At 54.6% G+C, this 18,156-nt stretch carries 19 protein-coding genes; 13 read left to right on the top strand and 6 right to left on the bottom strand.

Translation table 11 applies throughout. The annotated features are described in order from the left end of the window. Positions 1 to 1,230 carry a glycosyltransferase gene (locus IAI47_RS00710; protein WP_008926945.1) on the top strand — a complete coding sequence of 410 codons (1,230 nt, stop codon included), beginning with the start codon at positions 1 to 3 and terminating at the stop codon, positions 1,228 to 1,230. Continuing rightward, complete coding sequence (locus IAI47_RS00705; RefSeq protein ID WP_008926946.1) at positions 1,223 to 2,134, top strand: hypothetical protein; 912 nt, start codon at positions 1,223 to 1,225, stop codon at positions 2,132 to 2,134. Before IAI47_RS00710 ends, IAI47_RS00705 begins: the two co-directional genes overlap by 8 nt. A gap of 28 nt (positions 2,135 to 2,162) precedes the next feature. Here the strand turns inward: IAI47_RS00705 and tdh are convergent, their stop codons facing one another. Further along, entirely contained in the window at positions 2,163 to 3,191 is a 1,029-nt protein-coding gene (gene tdh / locus IAI47_RS00700) for an L-threonine 3-dehydrogenase (RefSeq protein ID WP_008926947.1), read from the bottom strand. A 10-nt stretch (positions 3,192 to 3,201) separates the two neighbouring features. Continuing rightward, positions 3,202 to 4,398 (bottom strand): glycine C-acetyltransferase, encoded by a 1,197-nt coding sequence (locus IAI47_RS00695; protein ID WP_008926948.1) that lies wholly within the window; start codon positions 4,396 to 4,398, stop codon positions 3,202 to 3,204. A 230-nt stretch (positions 4,399 to 4,628) separates the two neighbouring features. On the opposite strand from IAI47_RS00695, the gene rfaD reads away from it, so the two are divergent. From rfaD to coaD, 11 genes are all read left to right on the top strand, one after another. Then, on the top strand, positions 4,629 to 5,561 hold the full coding sequence (gene rfaD, locus IAI47_RS00690) for an ADP-glyceromanno-heptose 6-epimerase (RefSeq protein ID WP_033743557.1): 933 nt from the start codon (positions 4,629 to 4,631) through the stop codon (positions 5,559 to 5,561). 17 nt (positions 5,562 to 5,578) lie between these two features. Then, a complete protein-coding gene (rfaF, locus tag IAI47_RS00685) occupies positions 5,579 to 6,634 on the top strand; it encodes an ADP-heptose--LPS heptosyltransferase RfaF (RefSeq protein ID WP_003851300.1) in 1,056 nt (351 codons plus the stop codon). Further along, the gene (rfaC, locus tag IAI47_RS00680) at positions 6,622 to 7,599 is read left to right on the top strand and encodes a lipopolysaccharide heptosyltransferase RfaC (protein ID WP_003851302.1); all 978 of its coding nucleotides are present in this window, start codon (positions 6,622 to 6,624) and stop codon (positions 7,597 to 7,599) included. The genes rfaF and rfaC overlap by 13 nt, the downstream gene beginning before the upstream one ends. Beyond that, positions 7,596 to 8,672 carry a glycosyltransferase family 9 protein gene (locus IAI47_RS00675; RefSeq protein ID WP_008926949.1) on the top strand — a complete coding sequence of 359 codons (1,077 nt, stop codon included), beginning with the start codon at positions 7,596 to 7,598 and terminating at the stop codon, positions 8,670 to 8,672. The genes rfaC and IAI47_RS00675 overlap by 4 nt, the downstream gene beginning before the upstream one ends. Before the next feature lie 9 nt (positions 8,673 to 8,681). Beyond that, the gene (locus IAI47_RS00670) at positions 8,682 to 9,686 is read left to right on the top strand and encodes a glycosyltransferase family 8 protein (RefSeq protein ID WP_008926950.1); all 1,005 of its coding nucleotides are present in this window, start codon (positions 8,682 to 8,684) and stop codon (positions 9,684 to 9,686) included. A 264-nt stretch (positions 9,687 to 9,950) separates the two neighbouring features. Continuing rightward, positions 9,951 to 10,997 carry a glycosyltransferase gene (locus tag IAI47_RS00665; RefSeq protein ID WP_008926951.1) on the top strand — a complete coding sequence of 349 codons (1,047 nt, stop codon included), beginning with the start codon at positions 9,951 to 9,953 and terminating at the stop codon, positions 10,995 to 10,997. Between the two features lie 73 nt (positions 10,998 to 11,070). Continuing rightward, positions 11,071 to 12,147, top strand: a complete 1,077-nt coding sequence (gene rfaQ, locus IAI47_RS00660; protein WP_008926952.1) for a putative lipopolysaccharide heptosyltransferase III — start codon at positions 11,071 to 11,073, stop codon at positions 12,145 to 12,147. Continuing rightward, complete coding sequence (locus tag IAI47_RS00655) at positions 12,140 to 13,273, top strand: glycosyltransferase family 4 protein (protein ID WP_008926953.1); 1,134 nt, start codon at positions 12,140 to 12,142, stop codon at positions 13,271 to 13,273. The genes rfaQ and IAI47_RS00655 overlap by 8 nt, the downstream gene beginning before the upstream one ends. Positions 13,274 to 13,365: 92 nt before the next feature. Beyond that, positions 13,366 to 14,640: a lipid IV(A) 3-deoxy-D-manno-octulosonic acid transferase gene (gene waaA, locus IAI47_RS00650; protein ID WP_003851314.1), complete on the top strand. Its 1,275-nt coding sequence runs from the start codon at positions 13,366 to 13,368 to the stop codon at positions 14,638 to 14,640. Next, positions 14,640 to 15,416, top strand: coding sequence for a glycosyltransferase family 2 protein (locus tag IAI47_RS00645; protein WP_008926954.1), 777 nt, complete (start codon positions 14,640 to 14,642; stop codon positions 15,414 to 15,416). Before waaA ends, IAI47_RS00645 begins: the two co-directional genes overlap by 1 nt. Beyond that, positions 15,413 to 15,892: a pantetheine-phosphate adenylyltransferase gene (gene coaD / locus IAI47_RS00640; RefSeq protein WP_008926955.1), complete on the top strand. Its 480-nt coding sequence runs from the start codon at positions 15,413 to 15,415 to the stop codon at positions 15,890 to 15,892. The genes IAI47_RS00645 and coaD overlap by 4 nt, the downstream gene beginning before the upstream one ends. On the opposite strand, the gene mutM is transcribed toward coaD, so the two are convergent. The 4 genes from mutM to radC form a co-directional block, all read right to left on the bottom strand. Further along, positions 15,889 to 16,698, bottom strand: a complete 810-nt coding sequence (mutM, locus tag IAI47_RS00635) for a bifunctional DNA-formamidopyrimidine glycosylase/DNA-(apurinic or apyrimidinic site) lyase (protein WP_003851319.1) — start codon at positions 16,696 to 16,698, stop codon at positions 15,889 to 15,891. The two genes, coaD and mutM, sit on opposite strands and share 4 nt — an antisense overlap. Positions 16,699 to 16,767: 69 nt before the next feature. Further along, positions 16,768 to 16,935, bottom strand: a complete 168-nt coding sequence (gene rpmG / locus IAI47_RS00630; RefSeq protein WP_003024094.1) for a 50S ribosomal protein L33 — start codon at positions 16,933 to 16,935, stop codon at positions 16,768 to 16,770. Between the two features lie 19 nt (positions 16,936 to 16,954). Then, positions 16,955 to 17,191, bottom strand: coding sequence for a 50S ribosomal protein L28 (gene rpmB / locus IAI47_RS00625; protein ID WP_006121249.1), 237 nt, complete (start codon positions 17,189 to 17,191; stop codon positions 16,955 to 16,957). Positions 17,192 to 17,432: 241 nt separating this feature from the next. Continuing rightward, positions 17,433 to 18,089 carry a DNA repair protein RadC gene (radC, locus tag IAI47_RS00620; protein WP_003851323.1) on the bottom strand — a complete coding sequence of 219 codons (657 nt, stop codon included), beginning with the start codon at positions 18,087 to 18,089 and terminating at the stop codon, positions 17,433 to 17,435. Between the last annotated feature and the right edge of the window lie 67 nt (positions 18,090 to 18,156).

Genomic DNA, 18,156 nt, shown 5'->3' with positions numbered 1-18,156 from the left:
ATGACGATTAATAAACAAAAAATCCTGCTGCTGGACAACGGCAGAGAGTGGGGCGGCGGCACCAACAGCATGCTGGAGCTGTTGAAACGTATCGATCGTCAAAAGTTCGATATTACCTGCTGCTTCTATCACAACTACAGCCGTGGCAACGACGAAACCATCGAAGCCACGCTGAATGCGCTGGCTATTCCGGTCTTTTTTATTCCGCAAATCAGGCAACCACGCTGGGCCAAATTTATAAAAGAAGCCGCACGGGCGCTGCTGTTTTTCAATAAAAAACTCAGGAAACGCACCATTGATAAAGTTGATACACACTGGCGCATTATGCCTAATGCCAGCAAAATCAATTCATTGCTGCAACTGGGGAAATTTGACACGCTCTACATGAATAACCAGCCCAGCACCAATGTGGAAGGTTATCTGGCGGCGCGCAGCCTGCCGGTCGCGGTGGTTCAGCACTGCCGTATCGATCCGGTTCTGGAACCGCGGCTGGTTAACATGGTTAATCAGGATTGTCAGGCGGTCATTGCCGTGTCACAGGGTGTTAGTGACACCTTACGCCGCCATGGCGTGGAAGCGGAGCGCTGTTTTACCGTCAGTAATGCTATCGATATCCACCAGCCTCTGCCCAGCCGTCTTGACGTACGCCAGCGTTTTAAACTCTCTCCGTCGACCTTTGTGTTTGGCACGATCGGCTCCCTGATATTACGTAAATCTAATCACCACATTCTGCAGGCGCTGGGCCGCTTTAAACGCGCCAACCCCGATGCAGACTGGAGGATGGTGATTGTCGGGGCGGGTCCGGAACTTCAGCACCTGCTGCAACTCGCCACCGCTGAGAACATCCAGCATCACGTAGTCTTCACAGGCTTTCAGAACAATGCGCTCGATTACCTCACTGCCTTTGATACCTTTATTCTTGCCTCGCGCAGTGAAGGTTTACCGCGGGTCGTGCTGGAAGCGATGCTGGTGAATACCGCTGTCGTAGGATCCCGCGTGGTCGGCACTGCCGAATTGATCAGTCATGACGAAACCGGGCTGCTGTTTGACTATGGCAACGTAGTGCAGCTGACCCAGCACCTGACCGCGCTTTGGCAGGATACGGATTTACGTCAACGCCTGATCAATGCGGCAGCGAAACGCGTACGTGAACAGTACGCTATTGAAAACTACATCAGCGGCGTCGAGAATATTCTGCAAAGCGTCGTCAAAAAGAAACCTCATGCTTAATTTTTTAAATCCCCGTTACCGCCACATCAGAGCGCGCCATAACCTGCCTTATTCGCATCAGGAGGTTCAGGGCACTGTTCCGGTCACGTCTGTCGTGATTCCCTGCACTGGCGCGGACTATATTGAAGAAGCCCTGCTCAGTGCTGATTTTGCGGCGCGCTTTGCGACAGAAGCAGAAGAGATTGTGATAGTCAGCGATCAGCCCACTCACGCCTTTGGCAGCCTGCCAGTGAAAACCCGCGTGGCGACGCTGGATGTCCCGCACAGGGAAGAGAGCTATCGCTACAAGCAGATCTATCGCAGCCGTTTGATCAAATTGCAGGCGCCCCTGCAGGCAAAAGGCGACGGCATTCTGATGATTGATTCCGACCTCAATCTGCTTAAGATGCCGGCGATCATGATGAAGCCAGGCCATCTCTACTCCAGCTTCCGTCAGGGGAAAATGATTGCCAAGCTGGACGGAGCACCTGAAGAGGCAATTCCCGCTTACTACACTCACAGCATTCGTCCCTACCTGGCAGACCACGTTAACGGCGCTTACCTGGCTGCTACGCGAGAAGTCTGGCAGCGTATTTCACCGCTGTGGCTGACGCTGTTTAATGATACCTGGAATTTAATGAACGACAGCCAGCCGCCTACCGATCAGCTCCCGCTGGCGGTGTTACTGGACATGCTGGATATTAAAACCGTCAATCTGGGGGAATGGGCTAACTGGCCAGTCTCGAAGAAAATTGGCGGACAGTCGGCGGTGATCCCACCTGAAGTGGTTGGCGCTCACGGCGGATTCCCGTTGTCGGAATGGCAAAAATACCTGACCGATCCGCAACAGCCGCTGAACTTTAAAGGCCAGGACTATACGCGTAAAGTCCGCTACCTGACCGATGAAGAGAAAAAGCAAGGCTAATCAGGCGGCCGCCCCGGCGGCCGTTGTTTTAATTCCAGTTCAGTATCACCTTTCCCGAACGTCCTGAACGCATCTCATCAAAGCCCTGCTGGAAATCGTCAATGCCAAAACGATGGGTAATCACTGGCGTTAAATCAAGACCGGACTGGATCAGTGCTGCCATCTTGTACCAGGTTTCAAACATTTCGCGGCCATAAATTCCCTTGATAAAAAGCCCTTTGAAGATCACCTGATTCCAGTCGATCGCCATTTCACCCGGCGGAATGCCCAACAGTGCGATGCGCCCGCCGTGGTTCATCACCTCCAGCAGGCTACGAAACGCAGGCGGTGCACCGGACATTTCGAGACCGACATCAAACCCTTCCGTCATACCCAGTGAATGCATCACATCCCGCAAGTTCTCATTCGCCACATTGACCGCACGCGTGACACCCATTTTCCGCGCCAGCTCCAGGCGGTACTCATTGATGTCCGTGATCACAACGTTACGTGCGCCGACATGGCGACAGACCGCTGCAGCCATAATGCCAATTGGGCCTGCGCCGGAGATCAGCACATCCTCGCCGACCAGATCAAACGACAGTGCGGTATGTACGGCGTTGCCGAAGGGGTCGAAGATTGCCGCCAGCTCATCAGAAATATTGTCGGGTATTTTGAACGCATTGAAGGCCGGAATGACCAGATATTCCGCGAAGCACCCCTGGCGGTTAACGCCCACGCCCATCGTATTCCGGCATAGATGCGTGCGTCCAGCGCGGCAGTTGCGGCAGTGCCCACAGGTGATATGCCCCTCACCTGAGACCCGATCGCCAATCGTAAAGCCTTTCACTTCCTGTCCTATCGCAACCACCTCACCCACATATTCATGACCGACAATCATCGGTACCGGGATGGTTTTGCGTGACCAGTCATCCCAGTTATAGATATGGACATCGGTGCCGCAGATGGCGGTTTTACGAATTTTAATCAGCAGATCATTATGACCGGGCTCAGGAACCGGCGCATCGGTCACCATCCAGATGCCCTCTTCCTTCTTCAGTTTGGCGAGTGCTTTCATGACGGACTCCTCAGGCGATGACGCCCAGTTGTTTGCCGATGCGGGTAAAGGCCGCCACCGCACGCTCCAGTTGTTGCTGGGTGTGCGCAGCAGAGATTTGGGTGCGAATGCGTGCCTGACCTTTTGGTACCACAGGATAGAAGAAACCGGTCACGTAGATACCTTCCTGCTGCAGCAGATGGGCAAACTGCTGGGCGACGCTGGCTTCTCCCAGCATCACCGGAATAATGGCGTGGTCGGCACCGGCCAGCGTAAAGCCCGCGGCCGTCATCTGCTCCCGGAAGTAACGGGCGTTATCCCACAGACGCTGACGCAGCCCATCGCCTTCGCTGAGCAGATCCAGCACCCGCAGCGAGGCAGCTACAATAGCCGGGGCAAGTGAGTTGGAGAACAGATAAGGACGGGAGCGCTGACGCAGCCACTCCACTACTTCAGCTTTTGCTGCAGTGTAGCCTCCGGACGCGCCGCCCAGCGCTTTACCCAGCGTACCGGTAATGATGTCGACCCGACCCATGACGTCGCAATATTCATGGGTTCCGCGTCCGGCATTCCCGACAAAGCCCACCGCATGGGAGTCATCCACCATCACCAGCGCGGAGAACTCATCTGCCAGATCGCAGATGGCGGGCAAATTCGCAATCACCCCATCCATAGAGAAGACGCCATCAGTTGCGATCAAAATATGACGGGCACCTTTATCGCGCGCTTCCTGCAGACAGGCGCGCAACTGCACCATGTCATTATTGGCATAGCGATATCGCTGCGCTTTGCACAGCCGGACGCCATCAATAATGGAGGCGTGATTCAGCGCGTCGGAAATTATTGCATCCTGGGCATCAAGCAGGGTTTCAAACAGGCCACCGTTGGCATCGAAACAGGAGGAGTAAAGAATGGCATCCTCCATGCCCAGAAAGTCTGCCAGCCGCTTTTCCAGCTGCTTATGACTATCCTGGGTGCCGCAGATAAAGCGCACCGACGCCATGCCAAAACCATGCGAATCCATCCCCGCTTTCGCCGCCTGAATCAGCGCCGGATGGTTCGCCAGACCTAAATAGTTATTGGCGCAGAAGTTAATCACGGCCGGATCGCTGCCCACTGCGATCTCCGTCTGCTGGGCAGAGGTGATGATCCGCTCCTGTTTAAACAGTCCTTCCTGACGTGCATCATCAAGTTGCTGACGGAGTTGTTGATAAAATTGCGCAGGCATCATTGCTCTCCTCAGATGGCAAAAATCTGGCATATCTTACTGAACAGGCCGCTTCTTCACGATAAATCGCCCAACAGAATGTCATTTTTGCAGCATAGTTCACGCCGCGCGGATGTACACACAAAGCGTTACAGAGTCATCTGGCTGTCTGCACCCTGATGAAATGTTATGATGTGAGGTATTCGTGTGTGAAACCTCCTGTTTCACCCCACAACGTTGAAGGTAACAACATGATTATCGTAACTGGCGGCGCAGGAATGATTGGCAGCAACATCGTCAAAGCGCTGAACGATCGCGGTCACACCGACATTCTGGTGGTGGATAATCTGAAGGATGGCACCAAGTTTGCCAATTTAGTCGACCTGGATATCGTCGATTACATGGACAAAGAAGAGTTCCTGATGAGCGTAATGGCGGGCGATGATTTAGGCCCGATCGAAGCGGTATTCCATCAGGGTGCCTGCTCCTCCACCACTGAGTGGGATGGCAAGTACATGATGGAAAACAACTATCAGTACTCCAAAGAGTTGCTTCACTTCTGTCTTGAGCGCGAGATCCCGTTCCTCTACGCCTCTTCTGCTGCGACCTACGGCGGACGCAACGAGAATTTCATTGAAGAGCGCCAGTATGAGCAGCCACTGAATGTCTATGGCTACTCCAAAATGCTGTTCGACCACTATGTCCGCCAGATGCTGCCGGAAGCGAATTCGCCGGTGTGCGGCTTCCGCTATTTCAACGTCTACGGACCGCGTGAAGGCCATAAAGGCAGCATGGCAAGTGTGGCTTTCCATCTGAACACGCAGATCAGCAACGATGAAAATCCAAAACTGTTTGAAGGCAGTGACGGCTTTAAACGTGACTTCATTCACGTTGATGATGTGGCGGAAGTGAACCTGTGGTGCTGGGAAAATGGCGTCTCCGGAATTTACAACTGTGGCACAGGCCGCGCCGAATCCTTCCAGGAAGTGGCTGATGCGGTCCTGAAATTCCATCAGAAAGGCCAGATTGAGTACATTCCGTTCCCGGAAAAACTCAAAGGACGTTATCAGGCTTATACCCAGGCCGATCTCACTAAGCTACGCGCCGTGGGTTACGACAAGCCATTTAAAACAGTGGCCCAGGGCGTTGCTGACTATATGGTCTGGCTGAACCGCAACGCATAAAGGAAGCTGCTCCGGCGATGAAAATTCTGGTAATCGGCCCGTCATGGGTCGGCGATATGATGATGTCGCAAAGTCTCTATCGCACACTCAAGGCCGAACATCCGGATGCAGTGATCGACGTGATGGCACCTGCGTGGTGCCGTCCGTTGCTTTCACGCATGCCTGAGGTGAATCAGGCGCTGGCGATGCCGCTAGGGCATGGCGCACTGGAAATTGGTGAGCGTCGCCGTCTGGGAAAAGTGCTGCGCGCCAGTCACTACGACCGTGCTTATGTGCTGCCTAACTCCTTTAAGTCGGCGCTGGTCCCCTTCTTCGCCGGAATAAAACGCCGCGTCGGCTGGCGCGGTGAAATGCGTTATGGCCTGCTGAACGATTTGCGGGTGCTGGATAAAGCCGCCTTTCCGCTGATGGTTGAGCGCTACGTTGCGCTGGGCTACGACACGCCTGTTGCCTCGGCGGCGCAACTGCCACAGCCGCTGTTATGGCCGAAATTGCAGGTTGAAGAGCAGGAAAAGATTGAAACGGCTGCACAGTTTCAGCTTGCGGCGACCCGTCCGATTATCGGTTTTTGTCCGGGCGCTGAATTTGGTCCGGCCAAACGCTGGCCACACTATCATTACGCCACGCTGGCGAGCCAGTTGATTGCTGACGGCTTCCAGATCGTGCTGTTCGGCTCTGCTAAAGATCGCCCGACAGGTGAAGAGATTATCGCTGCGCTGCCTGAAGCGGCGCGCGGCCATTGCCGTAATCTGGCAGGCGAAACCCAGCTGGAACAGGCGGTCATTCTGCTGGCGCAATGCCGTGCTGTGGTCAGCAACGACTCCGGACTGATGCATATTGCCGCGGCGCTGGATCGTCCACTCGTCGCGCTCTATGGCCCCAGCAGCCCTGACTTCACGCCGCCGCTGGCACGTCAGGCGCGCATTATTCGCCTGATTACTGGCTATCACAAAGTGCGCAAAGGCGATGCCGAACAGGGTTATCACCAGAGCCTGATCGATATCCAGCCTGAGCGCGTACATCAGACGCTGAGCGAACTGCTCGTGCCACAGGAGGTGCCATGCACGTCCTGATTGTTAAAACCTCTTCCATGGGCGATGTTCTGCATTCGCTCCCTGCTCTGACCGATGCAATGCATGCTATTCCCGGCATCCGTTTCGACTGGGTGGTGGAAGAGAATTTTGCGCAGATCCCTGGCTGGCATCCCGCCGTCGATAAGGTGTTACCGGTCGCGATTCGCCGCTGGCGCAAACACTGGTTTGGCAGTCAGCAGCGTGAAGAGCGCGTGCAGTTTAAGCGCGAGTTACAGTCACGTGAGTATGATGTCGTGATTGATGCGCAGGGGCTGATCAAGAGTGCCGCACTGGTCACCCGTTTATCGAAAGGGGTGAAGCATGGACAGGACAGCCGCAGCGCGCGTGAGCCGTTTGCCAGCTGGTGGTATGACGTCCGCCATGAGGTGAGTAAACGGCAGCACGCGGTTGAGCGAACGCGCGAACTCTTCGCCAAAAGCCTGGGCTATGAAAAGCCGCAACACCAGGGTGACTACGCAATTGCCGGGCACTTCCTGCATCATCTGCCCGCTGACGCACAGCATTACCTGGTCTTTCTGCATGCTACAACCCGTGACAACAAGCACTGGCCGGAATCACACTGGCGACAGCTGATTGAACTGATGCAGCCGAGCGGTCTGCGGGTGAAACTGCCCTGGGGTGCTGAGCATGAGCATCAACGTGCACTGCGGCTTGCAGAAGGATTCGGACATGTCGATGTGCTGCCTAAGCTGACGCTGGACGCGATAGCCCAGCAGCTGGCAGGCGCGCGGGCGGTGGTCTCGGTAGATACCGGACTGAGCCATCTGACGGCGGCACTGGATCGTCCCAATCTGACGCTGTATGGCCCGACCGATCCCGGCCTGATTGGCGGTTACGGGCAGAACCAACAGGCTCTGAGCGCCCCGAATCATCGTCTGGCGGAGCTGACCGCTGACTCGGTGGCAGAAAAACTGCAGGCCGTTATTACGGAAAACACGCCATGAACTATGTGTTGATCTACCTGCTGCTGCTGCCTTTCCGGGCGATTATGCGGCTGTTCTACCGGCCAACGGGTCGCAGCTTAATCATCCAGACGGCGAAGATCGGTGATTTTATCAATATCACCCCGATGCTGCGCGCGCTGGGTCAGTCTGAGCTGTTGATCAGCAAAGCGGTGGAGCCGCTGGCGCGTCACGATGACACAGTCAGCCGCTATTTTCTGATTGAAGACGCAAAGCGCAGCTTTTTTACCAAACTGAAGCTCGCGTTCACCCTGATGAACCGCTATGACAACGTTTATCTGGTGCAGCCAAATAGCGTAAACCTGTTCTTTGCCGCGTTATGCAACGCACCGAACAAGCAGTTTCTGCGCACCTATGTGCGTAAGTCCTACCATAAAACCTTCTATCGCAGCGCCAGCGGCATTGTCGACCACGCGAAGACAGATTTAACGCTCGACAGTTACCTGAAGCTGATTAACCGCGACTATCGCTATACCGATTTTCCCAAACATGCGACCTCGCCACTCTGGCAGCCGCCTGCGCCGCCCGCTGCGCTGCTGAATCCACGCAGCGGCATTAAAATAGGCATCAGTATTTCTGCCGGTAACAAGGCCAAGACGATTCCTGCCAGCATCTGGCAGCAGCTGATGACGTCGCTGTCTGACCTGCCCTGCACCTTTTATGTGTTTGGCCCGCCAGCCGAGCAGCCATGGCTGGATGAGTTACTGAGCCTGACCGGCCCAAAAGAGAATATTGTCAGTCTGATTGGTGAGCTAAAGCTGGAAGAGGTTCCCTGGGCCATTTCTCAAATGGATTTCTACATCTGCTCTGACTCTGGCAATGCCTATATTGCGGATGCGCAGCAGATCCCGGTGATCATGCTTTACGGACCGTGTGAAGTCAGGGAACAGCGTCCGGTCAATAACGTGTTGTTCATCGGACCGGATAATATTGCTGCATCAACGTTCGTTTTTTCCACACGTTTTAAGTTTGATCAGCCGGCTGAAAAATTATTCGGGCTGGATGATGATAAACTGACTAGAATACAAACGTTTATTACTCATAATCTGGAATAGTGAAGCGTAATGGCAATTACCCCTCTTGCTGATGCCGTTCAGCAAAGTCAGCTGCTGGTTAACACGCTTGCTGACACGGATGACAATCCGGTTCACGTTGCGTTTGGCATTAACCATGCCTACGCGCGCGGCCTGGGCATTACGTTGTTTTCACTTCTCAGCCATCATCCCGATACGGCTTTCCACGCCCATATTTTTTCAGACTCACTACGCGACGAGGATGTGGAAAAACTGCGTTCGCTGGCCTCAGGCCATCGTCTGTCCATCACGCTACATATCTTTAATAGTGACTGGGTTGATCAGTTGCCCGCAGTCGGACGCTACCCTAAAAGCATCCACTACCGTTTCCTGATCCCTGAAACCGTGGCGAGCTACAGCGATCGGGTGATCTATATTGATGCAGATACCCTGGTGGTGGGCGATTACTCTCCCCTGTTCACCCTGGATCTCACGGATTACACGCTGGCGGCCTGTAACGACACGCCGCGAGCGCGACAGAATCAGTGCGCAAAGCTCGGCCTGAAGCATCATCACTATTTCAACTCCGGCTTCATGCTGATCAATATTCCCCGCTGGCTCGAAAGGCAGACCACCGCGCGTATTACCGACGTGCTGGTAAAACGGGGCGCAGAGTTTGGTTTTCCCGATCAGGATGCACTGAATATCGTGCTGGAGGATGAAATTCTGATCCTGCCGGACCGCTATAATCAGATTTACGACATCATCGCCAATAAAGTCTGGGACCACTCTACTGTGCCCACTGACACGGTAATGATTCACTACACCGGTAAATGCAAACCCTGGCATGCCTGGGCAGGCAGCGACCTTGCCCGGCGCTACCACGGCTATTACCAGCGCTCACCCTGGGCTGTACAACCGCTTGATACGCCAAAACATTACAAAGAGATGAAGCGATTCGCCCGCATTAAGTGGCATCAGAAACAGTATGCTGAAAGCATCAGCTGGATGATGAAGTATGTCAGTCTCAAGTTCTTTAAGCAGAGCGAACAGTAGCGCACTCAGGTTTATCAGATTGATTCGGGCGCTGTTATTTCAGCGCCTGACTTTCCCGTCATTTATCCCACCTGCTGTTTGCCACGACCATTTATAAAAAGCCAAATGAACACCGGCATAATAATCTGTTTACCTTTAAGGTCTCATTGCGTAAAAAAAGCGCATATCGCGCATTATTATTGTCGGGCGTGGTTTTTAGTAAAGCAGGGAAGCCACACCGTTTTATAATCATGCATTCCCTGATTTCATTCTGCTGATTTGGAAATGATTTATGACGAGGCAACGCCCTTTCGCAGTGAATACAACGCCGGTGCAGATATTGTCATGAGTACGTCTCCTCTGCTGAGTATCATTACCCCGATGTATAACGCGGGCAGCATGTTTGATGAGTTCATGCAGGCGCTACTGGCGCAGACGCTGACTATGCTTGAGATCATTATCGTCGATGACGGTTCAACCGATGGTTCAGGCGAACGCGCCGACCAGTATGCACAGCAGCATGCTCATATTCGTGTGATTCATCAGGAAAATGGCGGTGTATCGCGTGCCCGCAACGCCGGGCTGGCGATAGCCCGCGGGAAATATGTCACCTTTCCTGATGCGGATGACACCATGCAGCCCGATATGTATCAGACGCTGGTGACGCTGGCGGAAGCGGACAATCTGGATGCGGCACAGTGCAACGCCGAGTGGTTTTTCAAACATAGCCAGCGAGTAAAACCGCTGATTCCGCTGGATCGTTTGCGCAGCACACCGGTGCTGAGTGGGGCCGACTGGCTCAATACCGCGCTGAAAACCCATCGGTATATGCATGTGGTCTGGCTGGGAATCTATCGCCGGGAACTGATTGAGCAGCATCAGTTGCAGTTCGAACCGGGTTTGCACCATCAGGATATTCCCTGGACCACCGAGTTTATGTTGCTGGCAAAACGCGTGCGGTATACCGAAGCCGTACTCTATCGCTACTATATGCATGACGCCTCCATCAGCAATCGCAAACGCACTGGCGAGCGCAACGTTGAATATCAGCGTCACTACCTGAAGATTGCGCGACTGCTGGAAGAGCTTAATCATCGTTATCGTGACCGCGTGAAGATCTACCCGTCATTTCACTATCAGGTGACCCATGAAGCGCTCAGCGTTTGTCACAGTGTGAGACGCGAGCCTGACCCCCGCGCACGCCAGGCGATCATTGCCGACCTGTTCACAACCCGGACACACCTGCGCATGTTACGTAATGCCAGAGGCATTAAGCAGTGGTATCAGTTGCTGTTATGGCTGGCACGACTCTATCGCTGGCGTAATAAATAACCTTTGAGGCTGGCTTTATCCTAAAAAGGGTTTGCCCTACAATCGGCTCACTGAATTCTGAGAACTCTTGTTTATGGCCAGCCTGATTCCAGCAAACTTCTCTCCAAAAAATATATTACTGATTAAGCTGCGCCATCATGGTGACATGCTGCTCACAACGCCCGCCATCAATGCGCTTCATGAGCGTTATCCGCAGGCCAGCATTGACGTGTTGCTCTATAAAGAGACGCGTCCGATGCTGGAAGCGCATCCGGCTATCCGCCATTTGCACGTCATCGATCGCAAATGGAAGCAGGAGGGCACCTGGCGTAAGCTGGGCCATGAGCGTGCATTAATTCGCGCCGTGCGTGCCGCCCATTATGATCTGGTGATAAATCTGGCCGATCAGTGGCGCGCAGCCCAGATGACGCGGCTCTCTGCGGCACCCGTTCGCATCGGTTTCGCCTATAAAAAACGTGATAACGTGCTGTGGCGATGGTGTCATAACCGGCTGGTCCCGACACATAATCACAGCAAACTGCATACCGTTGAGCAGAATATGTCTGCACTGGCACCTCTCGGCATTAGCAGTGATAACGCACGCGTCTCAATGCACTACAGCGACGCTGACCAGCAAATTGTGCAGGCCAGACTGGCGGAACATCATGTCACCGCACCCTATATTGTGGTGCAGCCGACCTCACGCTGGGGCTTTAAATGCTGGGAAGAGGAGAGCGTTGCCGCCACGCTTGATCAACTGGCGCAGCCGGGCCGCAAAGTGGTGCTTACTGCCGGGCCGGATAAGCAGGAGCTGGCGATGATTAACCGTATCAGGGCGCTCTGTGTATCGCAGGATGTGGTTTCGCTGGCGGGTCAGTTCACGCTGCCGCAACTGGCGGCGCTAATCGATCACGCCCGGCTGTTTATTGGTGTCGACTCCGCACCGATGCACATGGCTGCCGCACTTGAAACCCCCTGTATTGCGCTGTTTGGTCCGACCAAGCTGCAGCACTGGCGGCCATGGGGCGACAACAATCATGTTATCTGGGCGGGCGATTATGGCCCGCTGCCCTCGCCCGATTCTATCGACACCAAAACTGACAAGCGTTATCTCTCGGCCATTCCGGTAAAGGATGTGGTCGCGGCAGCGAGGAGCTACCTGAATGAGTAAGTTACGACTGGCGATTGTCCGGCAGAAATATCGCCCGGATGGCGGTGCTGAGCGCTTTATCTCACGCGCGCTGGAAGCGCTGGGCAGCGAACAGCTCGATCTCAATATCATTACCCGCAGCTGGCAAGGCACGCCCAATCCTGACTGGCATCTGCATATCTGTAATCCTTCAAAGCTGGGACGGGTATCCCGTGAGCGCGGTTTTGCCCGTGCAGCCCGCGCCTGCTGGGAGCGGGAAAAGTTCGATATTGTGCAAAGCCATGAGCGTATCGCAGGCTGTGACATTTTCCGCGCGGGTGATGGTGTGCATCGCGTCTGGCTGGAACAGCGCGCCCGCATCGTCTCATCATGGCAACGGCTGAGCGCAACGCTTAGTCCCTATCATCGCTATGTGCTGCAGGCGGAAGCCGAAATGTTTACCTCTCCGACGCTAAAAGCGGTGATCTGTAATTCAGAAATGGTAAAGCGCGATATTCTGCGCTGTTTCCCGCTCGACGCCGGAAAAATCCACGTTATTCATAACGCTATCGACGCCAGCCGTTTCCAGCCCGCCACGGAAACAGCTCGTCGCGCGATCCGTCAGCAACTGGGGCTGCCCGATGCCGCTACCGTACTGATTTATGTCGGCTCCGGCTTTGAGCGTAAAGGGCTGAAAGCGGCCATACAGGCGCTGGCCGCCAGCGATCGCTATCTGATTGTGGTGGGTCAGGATAAGCAGCTGCAACGTTATCAGCAGTTGGCAAATCAGCTTAACTGTCTGGACCGACTGCGCTTTGTCGGCGTACAGCAGGATGTACAACCCTATTATCACGCGGCGGATGGCCTTCTGCTGCCTACGCTCTACGACCCGTTCCCGAATGTGGTGCTCGAGGCGATGGCCTGCGGCTTGCCCGTGATTACCAGCACCGGCTGTGGTGGCGCAGAATTTATTACCGCTGGTCAGGAAGGCTTTGTCTGCGATGCATTGGATATCAAGGAGTTAAATCAGGCTGTTAATACAATACCGCCACTTTCCCTGGATTCACGAATGGGTGAGGCAGCACGGCGTAAAATTGAACCTTATGGCCCACAACGACTGGCGCAGTCACTGACTTCGCTTTATCAGCAGGTACTGGGTAGCAACTGACAATGTGGGATGAGTGCATGCGGGGTTTCTGATAACATGCCGTCATCTGATTTTAATCTGTTTTTAGACGCGAACCTGCTGTAACGGTAACTATGACGACCATTTACACCGCCTTGCTCTACTTAATTCAGCCACTCATTTGGCTGCGCCTGTGGCTGCGCGGTCGTAAAGCGCCTGCCTATCGCAAACGTTGGGCAGAACGCTATGGCTATTGTGTCGGCAAAGTGAAGCCTGACGGCATTGTGCTGCACTCGGTCTCTGTGGGGGAAACCCTTGCCGCGATCCCGCTGGTGCGCGCACTTCGTCATCGTTACCCGACTCTGCCGATTACCGTTACCACGATGACGCCGACCGGCTCTGAACGTGCGCAATCTGCTTTCGGTAAAGATGTACATCACGTCTATCTGCCTTATGATCTGCCGGGTTCAATTAATCGTTTTCTTGATACGGTCAATCCACGGCTGGTGATCATCATGGAAACCGAGCTATGGCCGAACATTATCCGCATTCTGCACCAGCGTAATATTCCGCTGGTGATTGCCAATGCCCGCCTCTCGGCCCGATCCGCCAAAGGCTACCGCAAGCTGGGTAAGTTTATGCGACGCCTGTTGCAGAGCATTACGCTAATCGCCGCGCAGAACACTGAAGATGGCGACCGCTTCCTGAGCCTGGGCCTGAAACGTTCACAACTGGCCATTACCGGCAGTCTGAAGTTTGATATTTCCGTCACGCCAGAACTGGCCGCCAGAGCGGTGACGCTTCGTCGTCAGTGGGCGCCGCGCAGACCGGTGTGGATAGCCACCAGCACACACGAAGGCGAAGAGGCCATTGTGCTGGATGCTCATCGCCGCCTGCTGCAGACCTTTCCGGATCTGCTGCTGATTCTGGTTCCCCGCCATCCCGAGCGCTTCAACGATGCCCGCGAACTGACGCAGGAACGCGGCTTTAGTTTTATCCTGCGCAGCAGCGGCGAGATCCCTTCCGGCTCAACGCAGGTGGTCATCGGCGACTCCATGGGCGAACTGATGCTGCTCTACGGCATTGCCGATCTGGCTCTGGTCGGTGGCAGCCTGGTTGAACGGGGCGGACACAATCCGCTCGAACCTGCTGCCCATGCACTTCCGGTTCTGATGGGGCCCCATATCTGGAACTTCAAAGATATCTGCAGCAAGCTGCAGGAAGGCCAGGGATTGATTACGGTCACCGACGTGATTTCGCTGGAAAAAGAAGTCACTAATCTTTTGCAGGATGATGATTACCGCCGTTATTACGGACGCCATGCGGTAGACGTGTTGCACCAGAATCAGGGTGCGCTCCAGCGTTTGCTACAGTTACTCGAACCGCATCTGCCACCCCGGACTCACTAATGTCAGTACGCCAACGTCTTTCCGTAGTGATGATCGCCAAAAATGAAGCGGAACTGCTGCCTGACTGCCTGGCCTCGGTCAGCTGGGCCGATGAAATTATCGTGCTGGACTCTGGCAGCAGGGATGACACCGTCAACATCGCCACCCGGGCCGGGGCGCAGGTCTATCACAGTGATAACTGGCAGGGTTATGGTATCCAGCGCCAGCGCGCGCAGGGCTATGCTACCGGCGACATGATTTTGATGATCGATGCAGATGAGCGCGTTTCACCCGAACTGCGTGCTGCAATTGAGCAGGTGCTGGTTGCCCCACCCAGCCGCACGGTTTATAGCCTGGGCCGCAGCAACCTGTTTCTCGGTCGCTTTATGCGCCACAGTGGCTGGTATCCCGATCGCGTGATGCGCCTCTATCCCCGCACCTTCCGCTACAATGACAATCTGGTGCATGAATCCCTGCAGAGTGACGGCGCGCCGGTAGTGGCATTGCCTGGCGATCTGGAACATCTGACCTGCCGCGATTTAATCGCCTTTCAGCGCAAGCAACTGGCCTATGCTGAAGCCTGGGCCACAGAACGCCATCAGCGCGGTAAGCGCTGCGGCCTCTTTTCTGTATTCAGCCACACGCTGGGCGCATTTGTAAAAACGCTGCTGCTGCGTGCCGGTTTTCTCGACGGCAGGCAGGGCTGGATTCTGGCGGTGGTCAACGCGCAATATACCTTCAATAAATATTCAGCCCTCTGGGCGCTGAATCACGCTTCGGCAAAAGGGCGAGTATGACCACGAAAGCCATCTATCCCGGTACATTTGATCCTGTGACGCTTGGCCATGTCGACATCGTGACGCGGGCAGCACAGATGTTTGACGAGGTTATTCTGGCTGTTGCCGCTAGCCCCAGCAAAAAACCGATGTTTAGTCTGGATGAACGCGTGGCGCTGACCGGTGAAGTGGTGGCCCATCTGCCTAACGTTGAGGTGGTCGGGTTCAGCGACCTGATGGCGAATTTCGCCCGTGACCAGCAGGCGAACGTGCTGATTCGTGGATTGCGAGCGGTGTCAGATTTTGAATATGAAATGCAGCTGGCGCAGATGAATCGTCACCTGCTGCCAACACTGGAGAGCGTTTTCCTGATGCCGTCTGAAGGCTTCTCGTTTATCTCGTCTTCACTGGTCAAAGAGGTGGCGCGTCACAAAGGCGATGTTAGCGCCTTTCTGCCCGCGCCAGTGCATCAGGCATTGCTGGCTAAACTGGCTTAATGCTGACAGTTCGGGCACCAGTAAGTGCTGCGTTGCCCATGCCTGCCGCTGACAATCGGCGTACCGCATGCCCGACAGGGTTCACCCGCCCGGCCATAGACCTGCAACTGCTGTGCAAAGTAGCCCGGCTTACCGTCTGTCTGTAAGAAGTCACGCAGCGTGGTTCCGCCCTGCTCAATCGAACGAAGCAGCACCGCTTTGATGGTATTCACCAGCAGTTCTGATTCGGCCTGAGACAGGCTTCCGGCAGCACGATCGGGAACGATCCCGGCGGTAAACAGTGACTCACTGGCATAAATGTTGCCCACGCCCACCACCACTTTGTTATCCATCAGCCATTGCTTAATGAGCGTCCGCTTGCCGCGTGACTTATCAAACAGGTAAGCCCCATCAAACTGCTCGCTGAGTGGCTCCGGCCCGAGATGGGCCAGCACACTACTGCCCGCCAGATCGCTGCTCCAGAGCCAGGCACCAAAGCGGCGCGGGTCGGTGTAGCGCAGCACTTTGCCGTTGCTCATCACTAAATCAACATGATCATGCTTCGCGGCTGGCAACTCTTCTGACAGCACGCGCAGACTGCCGGACATGCCAAGGTGGATAATAATCCAGCCATGCGGCAGCTCCAGCAGCAGATATTTCGCCCGGCGCTGCACGCTGAGAACCGGCTGATCGCTCAGCGCCAGGATCTCCTGCGAAACGGGCCAGCGCAAACGTGAATTACGCACCACGGCGTGAAGGATGGTTTCACCGACCAAATGCGGTTCGATACCGCGGCGGCTGGTTTCAACCTCTGGCAACTCTGGCATAGCCTCTCCTCAGCGTTTTACACAAACAAAAAACCCGGCCGGAGCCGGGTTTTTAGCAGAACACTAAAATTACTTAATTTTAGCTTCTTTGTAGAGCACATGCTGACGTACAACCGGATCGAACTTTTTCAGTTCCAGCTTCTCTGGTTTAGTACGTTTGTTCTTCGTGGTGGTATAGAAGTGACCTGTACCAGCAGAGGAAACCAGCTTGATCTTCTCACGAATACCTTTAGCCATGATTCAGTTCCTTAGTACCTTAGTACTTCTCACCACGGGCACGCATATCGGCTAACACCGTATCAATGCCCTTTTTATCAATAATACGCATACCTTTAACAGATACACGCAGAGTAACGAAGCGCTTCTCGCTCTCAACCCAAAAACGGTGTGAGTGCAGGTTCGGAAGGAAACGGCGTTTCGTCGCGTTCATTGCGTGGGAACGGTTGTTACCCGTCACCGGACGCTTTCCAGTTACCTGGCAGACTCGTGACATGTCAATATCTCCAAAAATCAAATCAGCTCGAGCTTTAAAAATTAGGTTTGGGCCGCCTCGTCAGGCTTGCAGCCCGCCAGGCGAATTCCATGGAACCCGCTAAGCTGGCCTAACCGCCAAACCCGAGATTCTCAAAGGTGGCGTAGTATACGCCGCTCAGCCCAAGTGCTCAAGTCCCGAACAGATAAAGATCCCGAATGATCGGGCAAAAAGCCGCCACCTGGCGCGAAATTTCCCGCTATCAGAGCCATCCCCGCTCGGCAAAGGAGACATATTCGCCATGCCCAATCACCAGATGATCGAGCAAGCGTATATCGAATAGCTGGCAGGCCTCACTGACTTTGTGGGTCACTTCGCGGTCTGCGCGACTCGGTTCGGCCATGCCCGACGGGTGATTATGCGCCAGTATCAGAGCAGCTGCGTTGAGTTTCAGCGCCTCCCGAACGATCTCACGAGGATGAACTTCCACACTATTAATAGAACCCGAGAACATATTTTGTGCCCGTAGCACCCGATGCTGGTTATCCAGAAACAGGGCCATAAAGATCTCACGCTCCTGATGAGCCAGCAAACTTTGCAGATACTGGCGCGTGATTTGTGGGTTCTCCATGGCGCTTTCGCGAACCAGTTTGCTGGCGAAAAATCGCTTCGCCAGTTCGGCAACCGCGTGAAGTTGCGCCAGCTTGGCATCGCCGATACCTTTGACTTCACCGAATGCCGCTTTGTCTGATGTCATGAGCAGATAAAGCGAGCCAAACCCCTCCAGCATCTCTCCGGCCAGTTCAAGGACGTTCTGCCCTGGCGATCCGGTGCGGAGAAAAATGGCCAGCAATTCGGTATCGGTGAGCGAGTTTGCGCCCAGTTTCTGGAGTTTTTCCCGTGGTCCCTTGATTTTCATTTTCGCTCTCCCTGAGATGAGCCTCAGAATGGCTCATCCTGCAGAGTGCGGCTATCAATGGAACGGC

This window comes from Pantoea sp. MT58, assembly GCF_014495885.1.
GTDB lineage: Bacteria > Pseudomonadota > Gammaproteobacteria > Enterobacterales > Enterobacteriaceae > Pantoea > Pantoea eucalypti.
Note: the sequence above shows the minus strand (reverse complement) of the source record. Positions and strands in the feature narration are given on the sequence as shown.